16 protein-coding genes are annotated in these 17,582 nt (G+C 71.4%); 8 read left to right on the forward strand and 8 right to left on the reverse strand.

Annotated elements, in window-relative coordinates; translation table 11 throughout:
* Positions 1–139: 139 nt before the first annotated feature.
* Positions 140–1,405, forward strand: coding sequence for an efflux RND transporter periplasmic adaptor subunit (locus tag RUR49_RS23370; protein ID WP_409148857.1), 1,266 nt, complete (start codon positions 140–142; stop codon positions 1,403–1,405).
* 18 nt (positions 1,406–1,423) lie between these two features.
* Positions 1,424–4,504 carry an efflux RND transporter permease subunit gene (locus tag RUR49_RS23375; protein ID WP_409148858.1) on the forward strand — a complete coding sequence of 1,027 codons (3,081 nt, stop codon included), beginning with the start codon at positions 1,424–1,426 and terminating at the stop codon, positions 4,502–4,504.
* 228 nt (positions 4,505–4,732) lie between these two features.
* On the opposite strand, the gene RUR49_RS23380 is transcribed toward RUR49_RS23375, so the two are convergent.
* Together RUR49_RS23380 and RUR49_RS23385 are read right to left on the reverse strand one after the other, a co-directional pair.
* Positions 4,733–5,650 carry a transglutaminase N-terminal domain-containing protein gene (locus RUR49_RS23380; RefSeq protein WP_409148859.1) on the reverse strand — a complete coding sequence of 306 codons (918 nt, stop codon included), beginning with the start codon at positions 5,648–5,650 and terminating at the stop codon, positions 4,733–4,735.
* Positions 5,651–5,734: 84 nt separating this feature from the next.
* Positions 5,735–5,911: a PLDc N-terminal domain-containing protein gene (locus RUR49_RS23385; RefSeq protein ID WP_409148860.1), complete on the reverse strand. Its 177-nt coding sequence runs from the start codon at positions 5,909–5,911 to the stop codon at positions 5,735–5,737.
* 422 nt (positions 5,912–6,333) lie between these two features.
* Here RUR49_RS23385 and rpsA point away from each other — a divergent pair, with 422 nt between their 5' ends.
* The 5 genes from rpsA (at position 6,334) to RUR49_RS23410 (ending at position 10,803) form a co-directional block, all read left to right on the forward strand.
* The gene (gene rpsA, locus RUR49_RS23390; protein WP_409148861.1) at positions 6,334–8,040 is read left to right on the forward strand and encodes a 30S ribosomal protein S1; all 1,707 of its coding nucleotides are present in this window, start codon (positions 6,334–6,336) and stop codon (positions 8,038–8,040) included.
* Between the two features lie 76 nt (positions 8,041–8,116).
* Positions 8,117–9,115 carry a signal peptide peptidase SppA gene (sppA, locus tag RUR49_RS23395; RefSeq protein WP_409148862.1) on the forward strand — a complete coding sequence of 333 codons (999 nt, stop codon included), beginning with the start codon at positions 8,117–8,119 and terminating at the stop codon, positions 9,113–9,115.
* Positions 9,112–9,402 (forward strand): integration host factor subunit beta, encoded by a 291-nt coding sequence (gene ihfB / locus RUR49_RS23400; RefSeq protein WP_409148863.1) that lies wholly within the window; start codon positions 9,112–9,114, stop codon positions 9,400–9,402. Before sppA ends, ihfB begins: the two co-directional genes overlap by 4 nt.
* A gap of 58 nt (positions 9,403–9,460) precedes the next feature.
* Positions 9,461–9,841, forward strand: a complete 381-nt coding sequence (locus RUR49_RS23405; protein ID WP_409148864.1) for a LapA family protein — start codon at positions 9,461–9,463, stop codon at positions 9,839–9,841.
* Positions 9,842–9,852: 11 nt separating this feature from the next.
* Positions 9,853–10,803 (forward strand): ornithine cyclodeaminase family protein, encoded by a 951-nt coding sequence (locus RUR49_RS23410; protein WP_409148865.1) that lies wholly within the window; start codon positions 9,853–9,855, stop codon positions 10,801–10,803.
* Between the two features lie 22 nt (positions 10,804–10,825).
* Here the strand turns inward: RUR49_RS23410 and RUR49_RS23415 are convergent, their stop codons facing one another.
* The 6 genes from RUR49_RS23415 to RUR49_RS23440 all read right to left on the reverse strand — a co-directional run bounded on the left by RUR49_RS23415 (position 10,826) and on the right by RUR49_RS23440 (position 16,966).
* Positions 10,826–11,662, reverse strand: a complete 837-nt coding sequence (locus tag RUR49_RS23415) for a triphosphoribosyl-dephospho-CoA synthase (RefSeq protein ID WP_409148866.1) — start codon at positions 11,660–11,662, stop codon at positions 10,826–10,828.
* A 10-nt stretch (positions 11,663–11,672) separates the two neighbouring features.
* Positions 11,673–12,614: a RimK family alpha-L-glutamate ligase gene (locus tag RUR49_RS23420; RefSeq protein ID WP_409148867.1), complete on the reverse strand. Its 942-nt coding sequence runs from the start codon at positions 12,612–12,614 to the stop codon at positions 11,673–11,675.
* A gap of 2 nt (positions 12,615–12,616) precedes the next feature.
* Positions 12,617–13,618, reverse strand: a complete 1,002-nt coding sequence (gene mch / locus RUR49_RS23425; protein ID WP_409148868.1) for a methenyltetrahydromethanopterin cyclohydrolase — start codon at positions 13,616–13,618, stop codon at positions 12,617–12,619.
* A 41-nt stretch (positions 13,619–13,659) separates the two neighbouring features.
* Positions 13,660–14,847, reverse strand: a complete 1,188-nt coding sequence (locus RUR49_RS23430) for an ATP-grasp domain-containing protein (RefSeq protein ID WP_409148869.1) — start codon at positions 14,845–14,847, stop codon at positions 13,660–13,662.
* The gene (locus RUR49_RS23435) at positions 14,813–15,709 is read right to left on the reverse strand and encodes an NAD(P)-dependent methylenetetrahydromethanopterin dehydrogenase (protein WP_409148870.1); all 897 of its coding nucleotides are present in this window, start codon (positions 15,707–15,709) and stop codon (positions 14,813–14,815) included. The genes RUR49_RS23430 and RUR49_RS23435 overlap by 35 nt, the downstream gene beginning before the upstream one ends.
* A gap of 171 nt (positions 15,710–15,880) precedes the next feature.
* Positions 15,881–16,966 carry a beta-ribofuranosylaminobenzene 5'-phosphate synthase family protein gene (locus tag RUR49_RS23440; RefSeq protein ID WP_409148871.1) on the reverse strand — a complete coding sequence of 362 codons (1,086 nt, stop codon included), beginning with the start codon at positions 16,964–16,966 and terminating at the stop codon, positions 15,881–15,883.
* Positions 16,967–17,198: 232 nt separating this feature from the next.
* Between RUR49_RS23440 and RUR49_RS23445 the strand changes: the two genes are divergently transcribed.
* Entirely contained in the window at positions 17,199–17,582 is a 384-nt protein-coding gene (locus RUR49_RS23445; protein WP_409148872.1) for a 4a-hydroxytetrahydrobiopterin dehydratase, read from the forward strand.

Here is a 17,582-nt window from a genome sequence, read left to right on the forward strand (position 1 = left end):
GATTGGCGGTTTTCGCGTAGGGAAGGTGTGTGCGGTGCGATAGAGTGTACGGACCGCCTGTCCCAGCGGCCCGCAGCCTCTCGTTCTGCCGGCACTGCACCCTCGGCGCCGTCGGCCGCCGACCGAACCGGAGTACCGTATGCGTCCGTCGGTCATCGCGATCGCCATCCTCGTCGCGTGCGGCGCCGGTGCCTATGCCTATATGAACGACCACCTGCCACCGGTGGTGAGCGACCGCATCGACGCGGCACTCGCCCAGGTGGCGGTGTTGCGTGGCGGTGACGCGTCCCGGCCGGCGGGCACGGGTGCACCCGGCGGTCAACCGCCGGCGGGCCAGGCTTCCACGGGCCAAGCGCCTGCGGGTCAGGCCCCAGTTGGCGGGCCTCCGGCGGCGGCAGCGGGCGGTGCGCCAGCCGCGGGCGGGCGTCCCGGCGGCCGCGGGCCGACACCGGTCGAGGTCGCGCAGGCCGAATCCGCCGAGCCGCTCGAGGAGATCCGCTCAGTCGGCAACCTGCTCGCCGACGAATCCGTGCAGATCGCGCCCGAACAGGCCGGCCGCGTCGCCGCCATCCGCTTCGAAGAGGGCCAGGCCGTCGCCGAGGGCGAGGAACTCGTCAAGCTCGACGACACCCTGCTCGCCGCCGAGGCGCAGGAAGTGCAGGCGCGCGCCGAACTCGCACAGGCGAACTACGACCGCGCGAGCTCGCTGTCGCGGACGGGTTCGGGCACACAGCGCACGCTCGACGAGGCGCTGGCCGACCGCCTCACCTCCAACGCTCTCCTGCTGCTCATCGAGTCGCGCCTGGAGAAGACGTCGATCAAGGCGCCGTTCCCCGGGATCATGGGGCTGCGGTCGGTGTCGGTCGGCGCCTATGTCGAGCCCGGCCGCAACATCGCGACGCTCGACAAGATCGACATCGTCAAGGTCGAGTTCACCATCCCGGAGCGCAATCTGACTGACGTGCGCGTCGGCTATGCCGTCGAGGTCCGCGTCGACGCCTATCCCGACCGCGTCTTCCGCGGCGAGATCTACGCGATCGACCCGCAGGTCGACGTCAACGGCCGCTCGCTCAAGGTGCGCGCGCGGCTGCCGAACCCGGACCTGTCGCTGCGGCCGGGCCTGTTCGCCCGCGTCGTCGTGCAGGGCGCCTCGCGCGGCGAGGTGGTGCTGGTGCCGGAGGGGGCAATCGTGCCGCGCGGCGGCGAGAGCTTCGTCTACAAGGTCAGCGACGGCAAGGTCGAGGAGGCGAAGGTCGAGCTCGGCCGCCGTCGCGCGGGTCTGGTGGAGCTGACGACCGGAATTGCCGCCGGCGACACCGTCGTCGTCGCCGGCCACGCCCGCCTGAGGAACGGCGCCCCGGTGGAGATCGTCGTCCGCCAGACGGACGCGGCGAGCGGCGGCTGAGCCGAGAGGGAGCCCGCCATGCGCATCTCCGAGATCTGCATCGAGCGCCCCGTCTTCGCGACGGTGATGAGCCTCATCCTCGTGCTCGTCGGCATCGTCTCCTACGACCGCCTGAACGTGCGCGAGTACCCGGCGATCGAGGAGCCGACGGTGTCGGTGGTGTCGCGCTATCCCGGCGCCTCCGCCCGCATCATCGAGACCCAGGTGACGCAGGTGCTGGAAGGCTCGATCGCCGGCATCGAAGGCATCGACGTCCTCGAGTCGACCAGCCGCTCGGAGACGAGCCGCATCACGGTGCGCTTCAAGCTCGGCGTCGACCCCGACGTCGCCGCCTCGGACGTGCGCGACCGCGTCAGCCGCGTGCGCGGCCGCCTGCCCGACGAGATCGACGAGCCGGTCATCTCAAAGGTCGAGGCCGACGCCCAGCCGGTGATGTTCCTCGCCTTCAACAGCGAGACGCTGAACCAGCTCGAGCTCACCGACTTCGTCGACCGCTTCGTGCTCGATCGCCTGAAGACGCTGCTCGGCGTCGCCGACGTGCAGATCTTCGGCGAGCGGCGCTACGCCATGCGCATCTGGGTCGATCGCGAGCGGCTCGCCGCCTACAACATGACCGTCCAGGAGGTCGAGAACGCCATCCGGGCGCAGAACGTCGAACTGCCGTCCGGGCGCATCGAGAGCGTCGACCGCGAATTCTCGGTGTTGTCGAAGACCGGGCTGACGACGCCGGAGGAGTTCGGCGCGATCGTCGTCAAGCTCGCCGACGGCGGTCATCAGGTCCGCCTGCAGGATGTCGCGCGGGTGGCGCTCGGCGCCTATGACGAGCGCCGCGCCAGCCGCTTCTCGGGCAAGCCGGCGGTGGCCGTCGGCATCATCAAGCAGGCGACCGCCAATCCGCTCGACGTCTCGAAGGCGGTGCGCGCCGAGCTGCCGGCGATCGAGGAACTGCTGCCCGAAGGCGTCAGCGTGACGATCGGCAACGACCAAGCCGTCTTCATCGACCGCTCGATCCAGGCGGTGTTCATCACCATCGCCGAGGCGACCGTGCTCGTCGTGCTGGTGATCTTCTTCTTCCTGCGGACGGTGCGCGCCTCGGTCATCCCGATCGTGACAATCCCGGTGTCGCTGATCGCCACCTTCACGCTGATGTTCGCGCTCGGCTTCTCGATCAACACGCTGACGCTGCTCGCGATGGTGCTCGCCATCGGCCTCGTCGTCGACGACGCCATCGTCGTGCTCGAGAACATCTACCGCCACGTCGAGGAGGGCATGCCGCCGAAGAAGGCGGCCATGGTCGGTGCCAAGGAGATCGGCTTCGCCGTCGTGGCGATGACCCTGACGCTCGCGGCCGTCTATGCGCCGGTGGCGTTCGCGCCGGGGCGAACGGGGCGCCTGTTCCTCGAGTTCGCGCTGACGCTCGCCGGCGCGGTGCTCGTCTCCGGCTTCGTCGCGCTGACGCTGACGCCGATGATGTGCTCCAAGCTCCTGAAGCACAATCCGAAGCCGAGCCTGTTCTTCCGTGTGCTGGAGAGCGCCTTCCGCGGCCTCGAGCGCGGCTATCGCGGCGCGGTGAAGTTCGCCATCGCCGGCCGCTTCCTGGTGGTGCTGCTCGCCATCGGCGTCGCCGGTGCGGCGGCGTTCTACTACACGAGCCTGCGCTCTGAACTCGCGCCGATCGAGGACCGTGGCACCATCTCCGGCTTCGGCACGGCGCCGGAAGGCTCGACCATCCAGTACACCGAGCGCTATGCGCGCGACCTCGAGGCGATCCTCGCCGAGGTGCCGGAGGTGCGTGGCTATCTGACGGTGATCGGCTTCCCGCAGTCGACCAACATGATCGCCTACGCCAACCTCGAGGACTGGGAGGACCGCGACCGCAAGCAGCAGGACATCGTCGCCGAGCTGTTCCCGAAGGTGTCGCGCATTCCCGGCATGCAGGTGTTCGTCTCGAACCCGCCCTCGCTCGGCCAGCGCGGCTTCGGCAAGCCCGTGCAGCTCGTCATCCAGACCTCGGGCACCTACGAGGAGCTCGACCAGTACGTCGACCGGGTGTTCGCCCGCGCCGCCGAGAACCCCGGCCTGACGGGTCTCGACACCGACCTCAAGCTGAACACGCCTGAGATCACCATCGGCATCGACCGCCAGAAGGTCGCCGACCTCGGCCTCGACGTCTCGGTGATCGGGCGGACGCTCGAGACGCTGCTCGGCGGCCGCCAGGTGACGCGCTTCGAGCGCGATGGCGAGCAGTACGACGTGATGGTGCAGCTCGATGCCGACGCCCGCACGACGCCGCAGGCGCTCGAGACGATCTACGTGCGGGCGCCGACCGGCGAGATGGTGCAGCTCTCGAACGTCGTCACCATCGAGGAGACGGTGTCGCCGCGCGAGCTGAAGCGCTTCAACCAGCTGCGCTCGGCGGAGGTGCAGGCGAACCTCGCCCCCGGCTACACGATGGGCGAGGCACTGGAGTTCCTGACGACGGTCGCCCGCGAGGAGCTGCCGCAGACCGTCCAGCTCGACTATTCCGGCCAGAGCCGCGAGTTCGTCTCCACCGGCCAGAGCCTCGCCTTCGTCTTCGTGCTGGCGCTGGTGTTCATCTATCTCGTGCTCGCCGCGCAGTTCGAGAGCTTCGTCGACCCGTTCATCATCCTGTTGACCGTGCCCCTCTCGATGACGGGGGCGCTCGCGGCGCTCTACTACACGGGCGGGACGCTGAACGTTTACTCGCAGATAGGACTGATCACACTCGTTGGGCTGATCACCAAGCACGGCATCCTGATCGTCGAGTTCACCAACCAGCTGCAGGAGCAGGGCCGGGAGCGTCGCGAGGCGATCATCGAGGCGGCGACGCTGCGCCTGCGCCCGATCCTGATGACGACGGGCGCGATGGTGCTCGGCGCGGTGCCACTGGCGCTCGCCACCGGCGCCGGTGCCGAGAGCCGCCAGCAGATCGGCTGGGTGATCGTCGGCGGCATGACCTTCGGGACGCTGCTGACGCTGTTCGTCGTGCCGGCGGTGCTGGCGATCGTCGGCCGGAGGCGCAAGCATGCCGTGACACCGGCGGCGCCCGCGGAGCCGCACCCCGCCCCGGCGGAGTGAGGGCGGGGACGCTTTAGCTCGGGCCGTCTTCGCCCCGTTCAACCCTCTCGAGCGCAATCGCTCGTGTTGAGCGCCGCGCGCGCGGACAGGGATGGGTTCCCGGGACAAGCCCGGGAATGACTACGGAGAGGGAGGAGGGGAAGGGCGGACGCGAGAGCAGTCGTCGCCGGGGTTGGGCGTGCGGGAGGAGAGGCGGGTCGGGCCGGTCAAGCGGCCTTGCGCCGCCGCTCAGGCCGCTTCCGACACCGGGCTCGACTCGTCGTCGGAGTCGCCTGCCATCACCTCGACCACCACTTCCATGCCGGTGAAGGCGCCGGCCGGGCCGCTGTAGCTGCCTGCAATCGGGATCGCCTGCGACGGGTCGCGGGTGACGGCGACGCGGATCAGGCTGTTCGAGCCGATCAGGCCGTTCGTCGGGTCGTATTCGACCCAGCCGGCGCCCGGCAGGTAGACCTCGAGCCAGGCGTGCGTCGCGCCCGAGCCCTGGATGCCGCTGTTGGCGGCGGAATCGAGGGCCGGGTCGTAGAGATAGCCAGAGACGAAGCGCGTCGCGAAGCCGAGCGAGCGCAGCGCCTCCATCATCAGGAGCGCGAAGTCGCGGCAGGTGCCACTGCCGAGGTGCAGCGTCTCGAGCGGCGCCTGCGTGCCCTCGTCGGCGCGGGCCTGGTAGGTGAAGCCCTTGTGGATGCCCGAGTTGATGTCGGCGAGCAGGGCGAGCGTGTCAGTGACGTCGCTCGCCACGAACCCCTTCGCCCACGTCGCCACTTCGCCCTTGGGATCGGAGTGCTGCAGCTCGAGCAACCGGCCGAGATCGGCGCGGTCGTCGGCGCTGTAGATGAACGGGTAGCGCTCGGCCGCCGGGTCGATCGGCGGGCGGGGCCCCTCCAGCGCGTAGCGGTCGAGGACGAGGACGCTCTCGACGAGCAGCTCCGTCGCCGGCTCGTCGAAGGTCATGAAGGCGACCGAGTTGCCGAAGACGTCGTGCGCCCAGCGCACGTGGGCGCCCGGCGACAGCGTCATGCGCGCGTCGACGAGGCGCAGGTCGTGGCTGTCGCGCGGGCGCAGCATCATGCGGTGCTCGCCGAACTCGACGGGCACCGCGTAGGAGTAGGTGGTCCGGTGGCGGACGGTGAGGCGCTTGGCCATGGGAAGAGACTTTCGTTGCGGCGGGCGGAGGCCGATGCTCTCCGCCCATATGGGGTCCCTCGACCCCGTTTGCCTGCGCCCGGACTACTTCGGCCCGAACAGCAGCCAGAGCAGCAGGCCGAGAACCGGCAGCACCAGAATGACGAGCACCCAGATGACCTTGGCCATCGTCGACGCGCCGGAGTTGATGATCTTGATGATGGCGTAGATGTCGAACGCCAGAATGATGAGGCCGAGCAGGCCTCCGACTTCGATCCCCATGATGATCTCCATGCACCGGGTCGGCGCGAGGTGCGCCGTCAGAGCCCCGTTAACGCCGCCGGGCCGCGCCGGTTCCGGCCTTTCGCTTGCCCCCGGCCGGGGAAGAAGTTAAGAGAGCCGCGTCGCGACCCGCTGCCGAGCCATCGGCGGCGGATGCGGCGTTGCGGTGGTCTTCGCCAAGGCGGAGCGGGCCGCGGTGCCGCGCGGGTGGTGGGACGGCCGGGCCGTCCGTTGCCGCCGGTCGCGACGAGACTGAGCGCCGCCTCGTCAGATCGCACGCGCCGGGCCGCCGGGAGAACCGGCGGCTGCCCCGCGGCCGCCGCGTCCCGTCAAGGGACGGCGGGCGCCGGGCCGGTTCGACGGACGGCCCCATCAACGCGAACCCAGCCGGCGCCTGGCCGACAGTGGCCTACGGAGACCGAATGCCCGCTCTTTCCACCATGAACCCCTCCCGCGACGATTTCGCGGCCCTGCTCGACGAGTCCTTCACCCGCAACGAGATGCACGAAGGCTCGGTGGTCAAGGGCATCGTCGTCGCGATCGAGAAGGACCTCGCCGTCATCGACGTCGGCCTGAAGGTCGAGGGCCGCGTCGCCCTCAAGGAATTCGGAACGAAGGCCCGCGACGGCCTGCTCAACGTCGGCGACGAGGTCGAGGTCTACCTGGAGCGCGTCGAGAATGCGCTCGGCGAGGCCGTGCTGTCGCGCGAGAAGGCGCGGCGCGAGGAGAGCTGGGTCCGCCTCGAGGAGTTCTTCAACAAGGGCGAGAAGGTCACCGGCCAGATCTTCAACCAGGTCAAGGGCGGCTTCACCGTCGACCTCGACGGCGCCGTGGCGTTCCTGCCGCGCTCCCAGGTCGACATCCGCCCGGTGCGCGACGTCGGCCCGCTGATGAACACGCCGCAGCCCTTCCAGATCCTCAAGATGGACAAGCGGCGCGGCAACATCGTCGTCTCCCGCCGCGTCGTGCTGGAAGAGACCCGCGCCGAGCAGCGCTCGGAGCTCGTCCAGAGCCTCGAGGAAGGCCAGATCATCGAGGGCGTCGTCAAGAACATCACCGACTACGGTGCGTTCGTCGACCTCGGCGGCATCGACGGCCTGCTGCATGTCACCGACATGGCCTGGCGCCGCGTCAACCATCCGTCCGAGATCCTGACGATCGGCCAGACGGTCCGGGTGCAGATCATCCGCGTCAACCACGAGACGCACCGCATCTCGCTCGGCATGAAGCAGCTGATGGCCGATCCGTGGGACGGCATCGAGGCGAAGTATCCGGTGGATGCGCGCTTCAAGGGCCGCGTCACCAACATCACCGACTACGGCGCGTTCGTCGAGCTGGAGCCGGGGATCGAGGGCCTCATCCACGTCTCCGAGATGAGCTGGACGAAGAAGAACGTCCACCCCGGCAAGATCGTCTCCACCTCCCAGGAGGTCGAGGTGATGATCCTCGAGGTGGATCCGGTGAAGCGCCGCATCTCGCTCGGCCTGAAGCAGACCCTGCACAACCCGTGGGAGGTCTTCATCGAGAAGTACCCGCCGGGCACGGTGGTCGAGGGCGAGGTCAAGAACAAGACCGAGTTCGGCCTGTTCCTGGGCCTCGACGGCGACGTCGACGGCATGGTGCACCTCTCCGACCTCGACTGGAACCGTCCGGGCGAGCAGGTCATCGAGGAGTTCCGCAAGGGCGAGATGGTCAAGGCGCAGGTCCTCGACGTCGACGTCGAGAAGGAGCGCATCTCGCTGGGCATCAAGCAGCTCGCCGGGGACCCCTTCGCCGACGCCGGCGAGATCAAGAAGGGCCAGATCGTCACCTGCGAGATCACCGACGTGAAGGAAGGCGGCATCGAGGTGAAGCTGATCGGGACCGATCTCTCCACCTTCATCCGTCGCTCCGATCTCGCCCGTGATCGTGGCGACCAGCGGCCGGAGCGGTTCGCCGCCGGCGAGAAGGTCGACGCCCGCGTCATCCAGTTCGACCGCCGCGCCCGCAAGGTGCAGGTGTCGATCAAGGCGCTGGAGATCGCCGAGGAGAAGGAGGCCGTCGCGCAGTTCGGTTCGTCCGACTCGGGCGCCTCGCTCGGCGACATCCTGGGTGCTGCCCTGAAGGCCCGCCAGGAAGGCGAGAAGTAAGATCCGACGACAAGGCGGCGGCCGGGCACCCCGGCCGCCGCTGCTTTCCCCTGAGTTATTGCGGAGCTAGCGCCCGATGGCCCTCGACGCCGATGCGATCGTCGACCGGCGGCGCCTGCGGCGCTCGCTGACCCTCTGGCGGACCCTCGCCATCCTGCTCGTCGCCGCCGCGATCGGCGTCGCCGCCTTCGCCTTCGGCGGCAGCGACTGGCTGGCGCGGCACGAGCCGCACATCGCCCGCCTCACCATTTCCGGCGTCATCACCGACGATCGCCGCCAGGTCCGGCTCATCGAGCGGATGGCCGAGAGCCCCTCGGTTGCCGGCGTCATCGTCTCGATCAACAGTCCCGGCGGCACCACGGTCGGCGGCGAGGTGCTCTACGAGGCGCTGCGCAAACTGGCTGAGAAGAAGCCGGTCGTCGCCCACATCGCCACCCTCGGCGCCTCCGCCGGCTACCTCACCGCGATCGCCGCCGACCACATCGTCGCTCGCCGCAATGCCATCACCGGATCGATCGGCGTCCTCTTCCAGTACGGCGACGCCGCCGGCCTGCTCGACACCCTCGGCATCCGCCTCGACGCCGCCAAGAGCGGCAGCCTGAAGGCCGAGCCCGCCCCGTGGGCGCCGGCGAGCGAGGAGGCGAAGGCAGTGCTGCAGGGCGTCGTCGAGGACAGCTTCGTCTGGTTCCGGGACCTCGTCGTCGAGCGGCGCGGCCTCGACGCGGCCGATGTCACCCTGTTCTCCGACGGCCGCATCTTCACCGGCCACCAGGCGGTCGAAGCCGGCCTCGTCGACGCTCTCGGTGGCGAGGACGCGGCGGTCGACTGGATGGAGCGCGAACGTGGCGTCAACGCCGACCTGCCAGTGCGCGACTGGCGCCTGCCGTCGGAAGGCTCGGGCGTGCCGTTCCTCTCGGCCCTCGGCGAGGGCTTCGGCCGCTCGCTCGCGCGGACGTTGCTGGAATCGGCGGGATTTCCGATCGTCGAGGGGGAGGGCCGCCTTGACGGTCTGAGGTCGCTTTGGCAGGCTCCGGCCCTGGAGCGAGGCGATCGCTTCGAGGGGGCGACACGATGATCAAGTCCGAGCTCGTCCAGAAGATCGCCGAACGCAACCCCCACCTCTACCAGCGCGACGTCGAGAACATCGTCAACGCCATCCTCGACGAGGTGGTGAATGCGATGGCGCGCGGCGACCGGGTGGAGCTGCGCGGCTTCGGAGCGTTCTCGGTGAAGAACCGGCCGGCGCGCACCGGGCGGAACCCCCGCACCGGTACGCAAGTTTCGGTGGCGGAGAAGTACGTGCCGTTCTTCAAGACCGGCAAGGAAATGCGCGAGCGCCTCAACGGCGGCCGCGACGATTGACCCCGTGCCGGCGGCCGCGCGTGCCGCCGACGGCGGAACGCAGGGAGAGACGATCGGCATGAAACGCTTCCTCGCCGTCCTCATCTTCGGACCGCTGGCGATCCTGCTGGTCGTTCTCGCCGTGGCGAACCGGGCGCCGGTGCGCCTGTCCATCGACCCGTTCAACCCCGGCTCCGACGCGCTCTCGGTCGACCTGCCGCTGTTCTTCGTCGCCTTCGGTGCGCTCGCGATCGGTGTCATCCTCGGCGGCGTCGCGGTGTGGCTGAACCAGGGCCGCTATCGCCGCTCCGCCCGCCGCGAGCACAATGATGCCGTGCGCTGGCAGCGCCAGGCCGAGCGTGCCGAGGCGCGCGCCGCCGCGGCGCCGGCATCCACACCCGCCGGGCCGGCGCTGCCGGCTCCTGCCGGGCCGCCCGCCCTCGGCCGCCGCGCCGCCTGACCGGCCCGCGCGTGCGCTTCTTCACCGCCGCGGATCTAGACCGCCTGATCCCGCCCACCGTTCTGGTGGAGGCGCTCGCCGATGCGTTCCGCTCCGGCGCCGTTTCACCCGAGCGTCATCATCACGCCGTCGAGCGTCCCGGCGCCGCCACCGCGACGCTGCTGCTGATGCCGGCCTGGCGCTACGGTGACAGCGCCGAGGACGGCGTCATCGGCGTCAAGGTGGTCACCGTCGTCCCCGACAATGCGAGCCGCGGCCGACCCGCCGTCGCCGGGACCTACATGCTGATGTCGGGTGCCACCGGCGAGCCGATCGCGCAGTTCGATGGCCTCGCCCTGACCGTGCGGCGCACCGCCGCCGCCTCGGCGCTCGCCGCGAGCCATCTCGCCCGCGCCGACGCCTATCGCATGGTGATGGTCGGCGCCGGCGCGCTCGCGCCTTTCCTGATCGCCGCCCACGCCAGCGTCCGCCCGATCGCCGAGGTTGCAATCTGGAACCGCTCGCCGGCGGCGGCTGAGGCGCTGGTGGGGCGCTTCCACCGGCCCGGTCTCACCGTGCAGGCCGTCACCGATCTCGAGGCGGCGGTGCGCGAGGCCGACCTCGTCTCCTGCGCCACCCTCTCCACCGCACCGCTGGTGCGGGGCGACTGGCTGAAGCCGGGCGTCCACCTCGACCTCGTCGGCGGTTTCCGCCCCGACATGCGCGAGGCCGACGACGCCGCCGTGGCGCGGGCGACGGTGTTCGTCGACACCCGCGCCGGGGCGCTCGCCGAGGCGGGCGACCTGTTGCAGCCGATCGAGCGGGGCGTGTTCCGGCACGAAGACATCGCCGCCGAGCTCGCGGAGCTCTGCGGCGGTGGCCACCCGGGCCGGCGTCACGCCGAAGAGGTGACGCTGTTCAAGTCCGTCGGTGCGGCGATCGAGGACCTCGCTGCTGCCGAGGCGGCGCTCGCCGCGGCCTGAGCGGCCGGGCGGCGCCGCCGCTTCAGCCGCCGAGCCGCTCGGCGAACAGCGTCGCCACCACCAGATCAGCCGTCGTGCCGGGATTGAGGCCGCGTCGCTTCAGGTCGGTGTCGAAGGCGAGCAGGCCGACCTCGTGCGGCCGCGGATCGCGCCCGATCACCCGCAGTATGTCTGCCGCCTCCGCCCTCAGCGCCTCCGCCGCCGCCGTACCGTGCTTGCGGGCGACGTGGGTGTCGGGGATCGCCGCGAGCAGGCCGAGATGCAGGAGCGTCGTCGCCGCCGCCCGGTCGCGCAGGACGGTGACGGCGGTGCGGAACAACGGCAGGGCGGTGGAGAACACGTCGGCGAAGCCGGTGACGTACTGGTGGGCGATGCGGTCGCGCGGCGCCGCCACCGCCATTGCGGCGCGCAGGTCGATGGTCGCGGCATCTGCAACGTCGTAGCCGGGCACCTCGCCGAGGCCGGCCGGGGCGGCGAGCCGGATCGCCCGGAAGGCCGCGTCGGCATCGTCGACCGTCAGGGCGGCGAGCACCGCCTTCAGCCGCTCGCGCAGCAGGCCGGGGCCTTCCGCCGCGGCGGCGAGCGGCGCGCACAGCAGCACGATGCCGAGGTTGGTGTTGGTGCCGACGGCCGCCCGGGTCGCCTCGACGGCGGCGAGGATGCGGGTCCCGACCGAGGTGCCCGCAGTTGCGAGTACCGGTGCTGCCGCCTGGGCCGAGGCCTCGAAGTCGGCCACGGTCATGCGGTGGCCGTCTGCGAAGCGGTGGACGTTGCCGGGCTTCAGCGCCGCGAGTTCGTCCTCGCAGGCCGCGACGAAGGCGGCGGCGATGATCTCCGGGGCGAGGGCGGGACGGCGCATCGGCGTGGGCTCACGGGCCGACGGCGCGCAGCGGTGCGCGACCGAGGCCGGTGCGGGCGGCGACGTCGGCGAGGAACGCATCCACCATCGCCCCGGTGAGGTCGAAGCCGGTGACGGTCTGCAGGCCCGACCAGGCCGGCATGGAATTCACCTCGAGCACCAGATAGCCGCCCGCGCCGTCGGCGATGAGATCGACGCCGGCATAGTCGGCGCCGACCGCGGCGGCGGCGGCGACCGCCAGGCGCTCCGCCTCGGCGTCGGGCGCCCACCCTTCGGCCCTGGCACCCTGCTTGATGTTGGTGATCCAGCCGGTGCCGCGGCGGATCATGCCGGCGAGCGAGCGGCCGCCGGCGACGAGGACGCGGTGGTCGTGGAAGCCTGCCGTGCCGGACGCCGGCCCGATGAAGCGCTGCAGATAGTAGACGCCGGAGACTGCCTCCGGCGGAGGCAGGTCGTCGGCCCCGGTCACGAGCCGGAGCGCCTTGCCCTGCGAGCCGAACAGCGGCTTCAGCACCAGCGGCCGGTCCGCCGTCGCCTCCGCCGCCACCAGCGCGCTCGCCGCTTCGTGGGACTCGAGCGCCCAGGTGGCAGGCGTCGGCAGGCCGGAACGCTGCAGGCGCCAGGTGGTCTGGGCCTTGTCGACACACGCCTCGATCGCCCGCGGCGCGTTCCACACTGGAACGCCCGCGGTGGCGAGCGCGTGCAGCAGCCCGAGGCGCAGCGTCACCGCCTCGAAGCTGCCGGCGTCGATGGTGCGCACGAACACGGCGTCCGGAAGCCGATCCGGGAAGCCGGGGATGTCGAGGCCGGCGGGATGATTGGTCGAGAAGCGGCAGCGCGTCAGCGACGTGCGCGTCACCGCGGCGCCGGCGGCGCGCAGCGCCAGCACGAGCCGGCGGGCGTGCCAGTCGGCCCCCGAGATGAACAGTGCGACGTCCGGCCCGGTGCCCATCGTCAGCCGAAGGAGGCGTCGAGAAGGGCGAGGTCGATCGCGCCGGCGTGGTGGCTGACGCCGCTGTCGAGGTTGGTCACGATCACCGAGGCCGGGCTGAACAGCATCGGGTCGATCTTGTAGAAATCGCCGCCGAAGCGCTTGAAGATCTCGGCGAAGGGCGCGCCGTAGTCGCTCGCCGTCCGGCTCGGCAGGCGGGCGGCGAGGTCGGCCGCCGCCACGTCGTCACCGGTGACGAAGAGCTGCACGCGGCCGCCATAGATGATGGCGTCGTTGGTGCGCCCCATCGCGGCGACGAAGTCCGGCACCGGCGGCGCCATCGGCGCCGAGGCGATCCCGTCGACGATCCGCTCCAGCGGGAAGTGCAGCGTGTGGGCCTTGTGGAGCGCCACCTCGAGCACCCGCGCCACCACCTGCACGGAGCCCGCGAGGCTCTGGGTGGGGGCGTAGAGGAAGGTCAGCCGGTCCGGCGTCAGGCCCGTCTCGGCAGCGATCTTCTCGACCAGCGGCGGCGGCGGCGGGGCGTCGGACTCCAGCACCAGCACGGCACGATCGGAGTCGTCGCGGTAGCCGAGCTCGGCGAAGAGGTCCTCCACCGCGGCACGGGCGCGGCCGGGGCCGGAGCCGAGGACGAAGTAGTTCTCGTGCGACAGGCTCCAGCCGGCATACTGGCTGCCGAGGCAGGCCAGCACAGGATCGAAGGTGCGCACCGTCAGGGTGAACGGCCAGCGCGGCGTCGCCGAGGAGCTTTCGACCGTGACGCGGCCGAGCCCGCCGAGGCAGATCTCGGCGAGGCGGAGGCCGGCCTCGATGCCGCCCGGGGCTTTCGCGCCGGCGTCGATCAGCGTCTCGCCGAGCAAACCCCTGGAGACCGCGACGCGCAGCCGCGCGGCGTCGGCGACGAGCGTGGCGACCAGCGGCGCGACGCTCTCTCCGACGCTCGGCCGGTCGCCGCGCCCGCTCGGACGCGGTCGGCTCTCGGCCCCTTCATGCGCTTCTGCCACGGTCGTCTCCCTCGAGTGTCTCGTTGTTCTTCTAGGGCGCTCTAGTGCTTGGTCTTTTCGCCGAACGCCAACGTCATGGCGGAGCGGGCGCGGAGTTCAAGAAGGGTGGTGCGTGCGCCGGCGTCGTCGCCCTCCGCCCGCACGGTGCAGATCGGTGCGCCGGCCGGGATGGCCGTGCCGGGAAGCGGGCGGTCGGCAACCCAGTCGGGCCAGTCGGCGGCGACGGTGACGCCGTCCGCCGGCGCGTAGACGAGGGCGGTGGCGGCCGTCGTCGCGGGCGGTGTCCAGGCGGGCGCCGCGGGTGTCGCCGATCCCTCACCGGTCGCGGATGTCGCCTCGCACGCCGCGATGTGCAGCGCCATCAGCGGCGGCATACCGCGGTCGAGCACGTCCAGCGCCACGGTCGGGCGGGGGTTCACCTCGATCAGCCACCAGCGCGCGCCGTCGACGACGAGGTCGAGGCCGACCAGGCCACGCAGGCCTGCGGTCCGCGCCAGCCGATCGGCGGCGGCGGTGATCTCTGCGGCAAGGGTGGTGGCGACGGCGACGGGGCCGGCGAGGCCGCCGAAACGGTAGGGCGCTGCTGGCGTCGGGGCGAAGGCGGCGGCGCAGACGCCGATGAGGCGAGCACCAACACGGTCGCAGAGGATCGTCGCCGACATCGACCGGCCGTCGACGCGACGCTGCCAGTAATGGCCGTCGGCAAAGCCGGTTGCCGCCACTACCGTCGCTGGCACGACGTGCGCCCCGCCGCTGCCGCCGGCGCGTTTGACGACCCAGCCGTTGGGGTCCGCCGGCGACGTCGCGGCGATCTCCGGGTGCGGGATCGACAGGTCAGCGCAGAGGGTGGCGAGACGGCCCGGGTTCTTCACCGCCGCAACCGCATCCGGCGGGCAGCCGAGGAGGGGCCAGCGCTCGCCGAGTGCCGCCAGCGCGTCCGGCCGGTGCTCGAAGCCCGAGCCGACGACGACGCCGGCCGGTTCGCCGTGCGCGGCAGCGAGGCGCTCGCCGGCGGCGATCACGGCGGCGAGGTCCGGCCCGTCGTCGAGCGAGCCCGGCACCACGGCGTGCGCGGTCGCAGCGGCGCGCGTGTCCGCGTCGCCGAACAGGTCGACGGCGATGACGGGGCGGCCGCTTCGGACGACGGCCTCGGTCAGGGCGCGGGCGGACACGGCGACGACCAGGATCGGCCCGTCAGCCGACGATCTCGCGGGCGAGCGCGAAGGCATCGCGGAAGTCCAGGTTGAGCACCTCGTCGGACGCGATCATGCGCTTGAACAGGCCGGATTCGGTCTTGTACTTGACGTCGCCGATGGCGAGCGGCCCGACGCCGACGGCCTTCGAGCCTGGGATCGGCGCGCCGCGCGCGTCGATGGCGAGACCCTCGATGCCGGCTGGCGGCACGGCGTTGACGTCGGCTGCGACGAGCAGGTTCGGCGCGGCGGCGAGATCGGCGGCCGATAGCACCTGCACGCCGGCGGCGGCGGCGCAGAACACCACGTCGGCCTCGGCGACCACGGCGCGTTTCTTCTCGGCGCTCGATCCGTCGGCGCCGCGCGCGGGCGCGCCGAAGCGGATCTTGATCTCGTCGGCGAGGCGGCCGACGCGGGTCGGGCCGTCGTAGCCGACGAGCGTCACGTCGGCGCCCTCGAGCGCGGCGATGACGCCCGACGAGGTGCCGACGACGCCGGTCGCCCCGAAGATCGCGATCTTGGCGCCCTTCAGGCTGCGGCCGTGGCGGCTCTTCAGCTCCGCCTCGACGATCGCCACCATCGCGGCCGCCGTGGTGAAGGAGCCGGCCGGGTCGGCGAAGATCGACAGCTGGAACGGCCCGACCATCGCCTCCTGGGCGGCCTCCGCCATGTCGAGGGCGAGGCTGGCGTTCTTGCCGGCGATGAACAGGCCGGTGCGGGAGGCGTCGGACGGCGAGCGCGAGAAGATCGCGTCCTGGACGAGGCCGCGCACCTCCTCGAGCGTCACCTGGGTGTAGGGGATGACCGCGTCGAAGCCGGCATCGAGCGCCATGTTCACGTCGAACGGGCTCATGTGCTTCAAGGGCGTGATCATGTGAAGGATGTGGGGATTGCCCATCGAACGCCTCCCGTCGGCCGAACGATTGGACCCGCGCGTGCGAGCCCAGCGCTGCTGGTGATTTTCTGGTTGCGACAGGCGGTCCGGCCGAAATCGGCCGCGCCGCTCGCCTGTCGGCCGCCGGCTGCACGCCGGCGGTGGTGCGGTTTCGAAGGTGGAGCCGGGGAGGCCCTACCGGACGGTGATGCGTGCGCCGGTATTGCGGCCGCGCACCACCGCGAACGAAAGCTGAGGCCGATGTGCGTAACGGCCCCGCGCCGTCTCCGCAAGTCGTTCGGCCGCCGCGGCGTCTGGGACGAGGCAGAATCCCGTCGGTCCCCACGAGGTCTGGCCGAGGCCGGCGTGACCCTCGCGGCCGAGCCAGGCGAGGACCTCGGCGACGTCGGCGCTGGCGAAGCGGCCGCCGCCCTGGGCGGGGGCGAAGTGGTCGCCGACGCGCGCCTGCAGTTCGCCGATGACGGCGGCGAAAGCGGGGAAGTCCTCCTCCGCGAGGGCGGGAAGGGCGCGCACCAGCACCAGACGGCAGAGCGCCGCGCTCGCTTCCTCGGGGAAGGGCGGCAGCGTCGCGAAGGCGGCACGCTCCTCCTCGCCGTGCACGCCGACGCGGGCGCCGTCGAAGATCAGCAGAACGCGCCAGTCGTCCGGGAAGGGGAGCCGCGAGATGATCGGCGGCACCTCGGTGGCGGGGCCTCGGCCGCCGTCCAGCACGACGCCGCCGGCGCGGAAGGCGGCGAAGCCGATCGCCGAGCGCTCGGCGCGGCCGAGCTCGCGGGCGAGATGGGTCGCCTCGGCGGCCGGAGCCTCGAGCGCCGCATAGGCGGCGGCCACCGCGAGCGCGAGCTGCGTGCCGGAGCCGAGTCCCGCGTGCGGCGGAATGGCGCGCTCGATCGTCAGGCGGAAGCCTGAGCGGGCGCCGTGCTCGGCAACGAGGCGGGCGAGATGGTCGCGGGCGCGCAGGCTTTCCGGCCCCTCGGCGCTCAGTGTCCCGTCGGGGGCGCGGGCGAGCGACAGCACGGTCGCGGGCGAGTCCACCGCCATGCCGAGCCCGACGAAGCGGCGGCCGAGCGAGAAGTTGAGGTCGAGGAAGCCGAAATGCAGCCGCGCCGGCGCGCTGACGCGGGCGGTGGTGGCACGCCTGGCGGCGCGGTCGGTGAGGTCCGGTACGAAGCCGCGCGCGAGCCGGCGCAGCAGCGCCATCGGGTCGGATTCGGTGGCGTCCGGCGCCGCGTCGGCGGCCGGGGCGGCGATGTCGTCCATGGGTGTCGTCGACCTCGCTCCGCCGTCGGTGCTCGCCTCGACCCGACGTCGCGGCCCGGGATCACCCTAGACGGCTTGCGACGAACGACTAAGATCGGCCGGCAACAATGCCCGTCCGCGGGCGCCACGAGTGTGGCAAAGCCGCGGGCGCGAGGCAAATCACGGCCGCCGGGCGTTTGGGAGCGTCCGTCGTCCGTGCAGCCGGCGCCAGGCCGAGGGAGGATGGATCGCGATGTCCGACGCGAGGAAAGAACGCGTCTACACGCCGGAGGAGGTGACGGCGAAGCTCGCCGCCGAGCTGCCGCAGTGGCGCTTCGAGGACGGCTGGATCCGCCGCACCTACAAGACCGCCTCGTGGAAGGGGACGCTGATGGTGATCAACACCGTCGGCCACCTCGCCGAGGCCGCCTGGCACCATCCCGACCTCACCGCGTCCTATGCGTGGGTGGAGGTGCGGCTGCAGACCCACTCGGCCAAGGGCATCACCGACAAGGATTTCGCGCTCGCGAAGAAGATCGAGGAGGTGGTGCAGTGGCAGCCCGGCACCGAGGGATCGGGCCTCGAGGGCACCCCGCAGGGCGACCTCCGCTTCGCCTACGTCAAGTACGACACATGA

It is taken from the genome of Pseudoxanthobacter sp. M-2 (genome assembly GCF_046156265.1).
Lineage (GTDB): Bacteria > Pseudomonadota > Alphaproteobacteria > Rhizobiales > Segnochrobactraceae > CAMDHY01.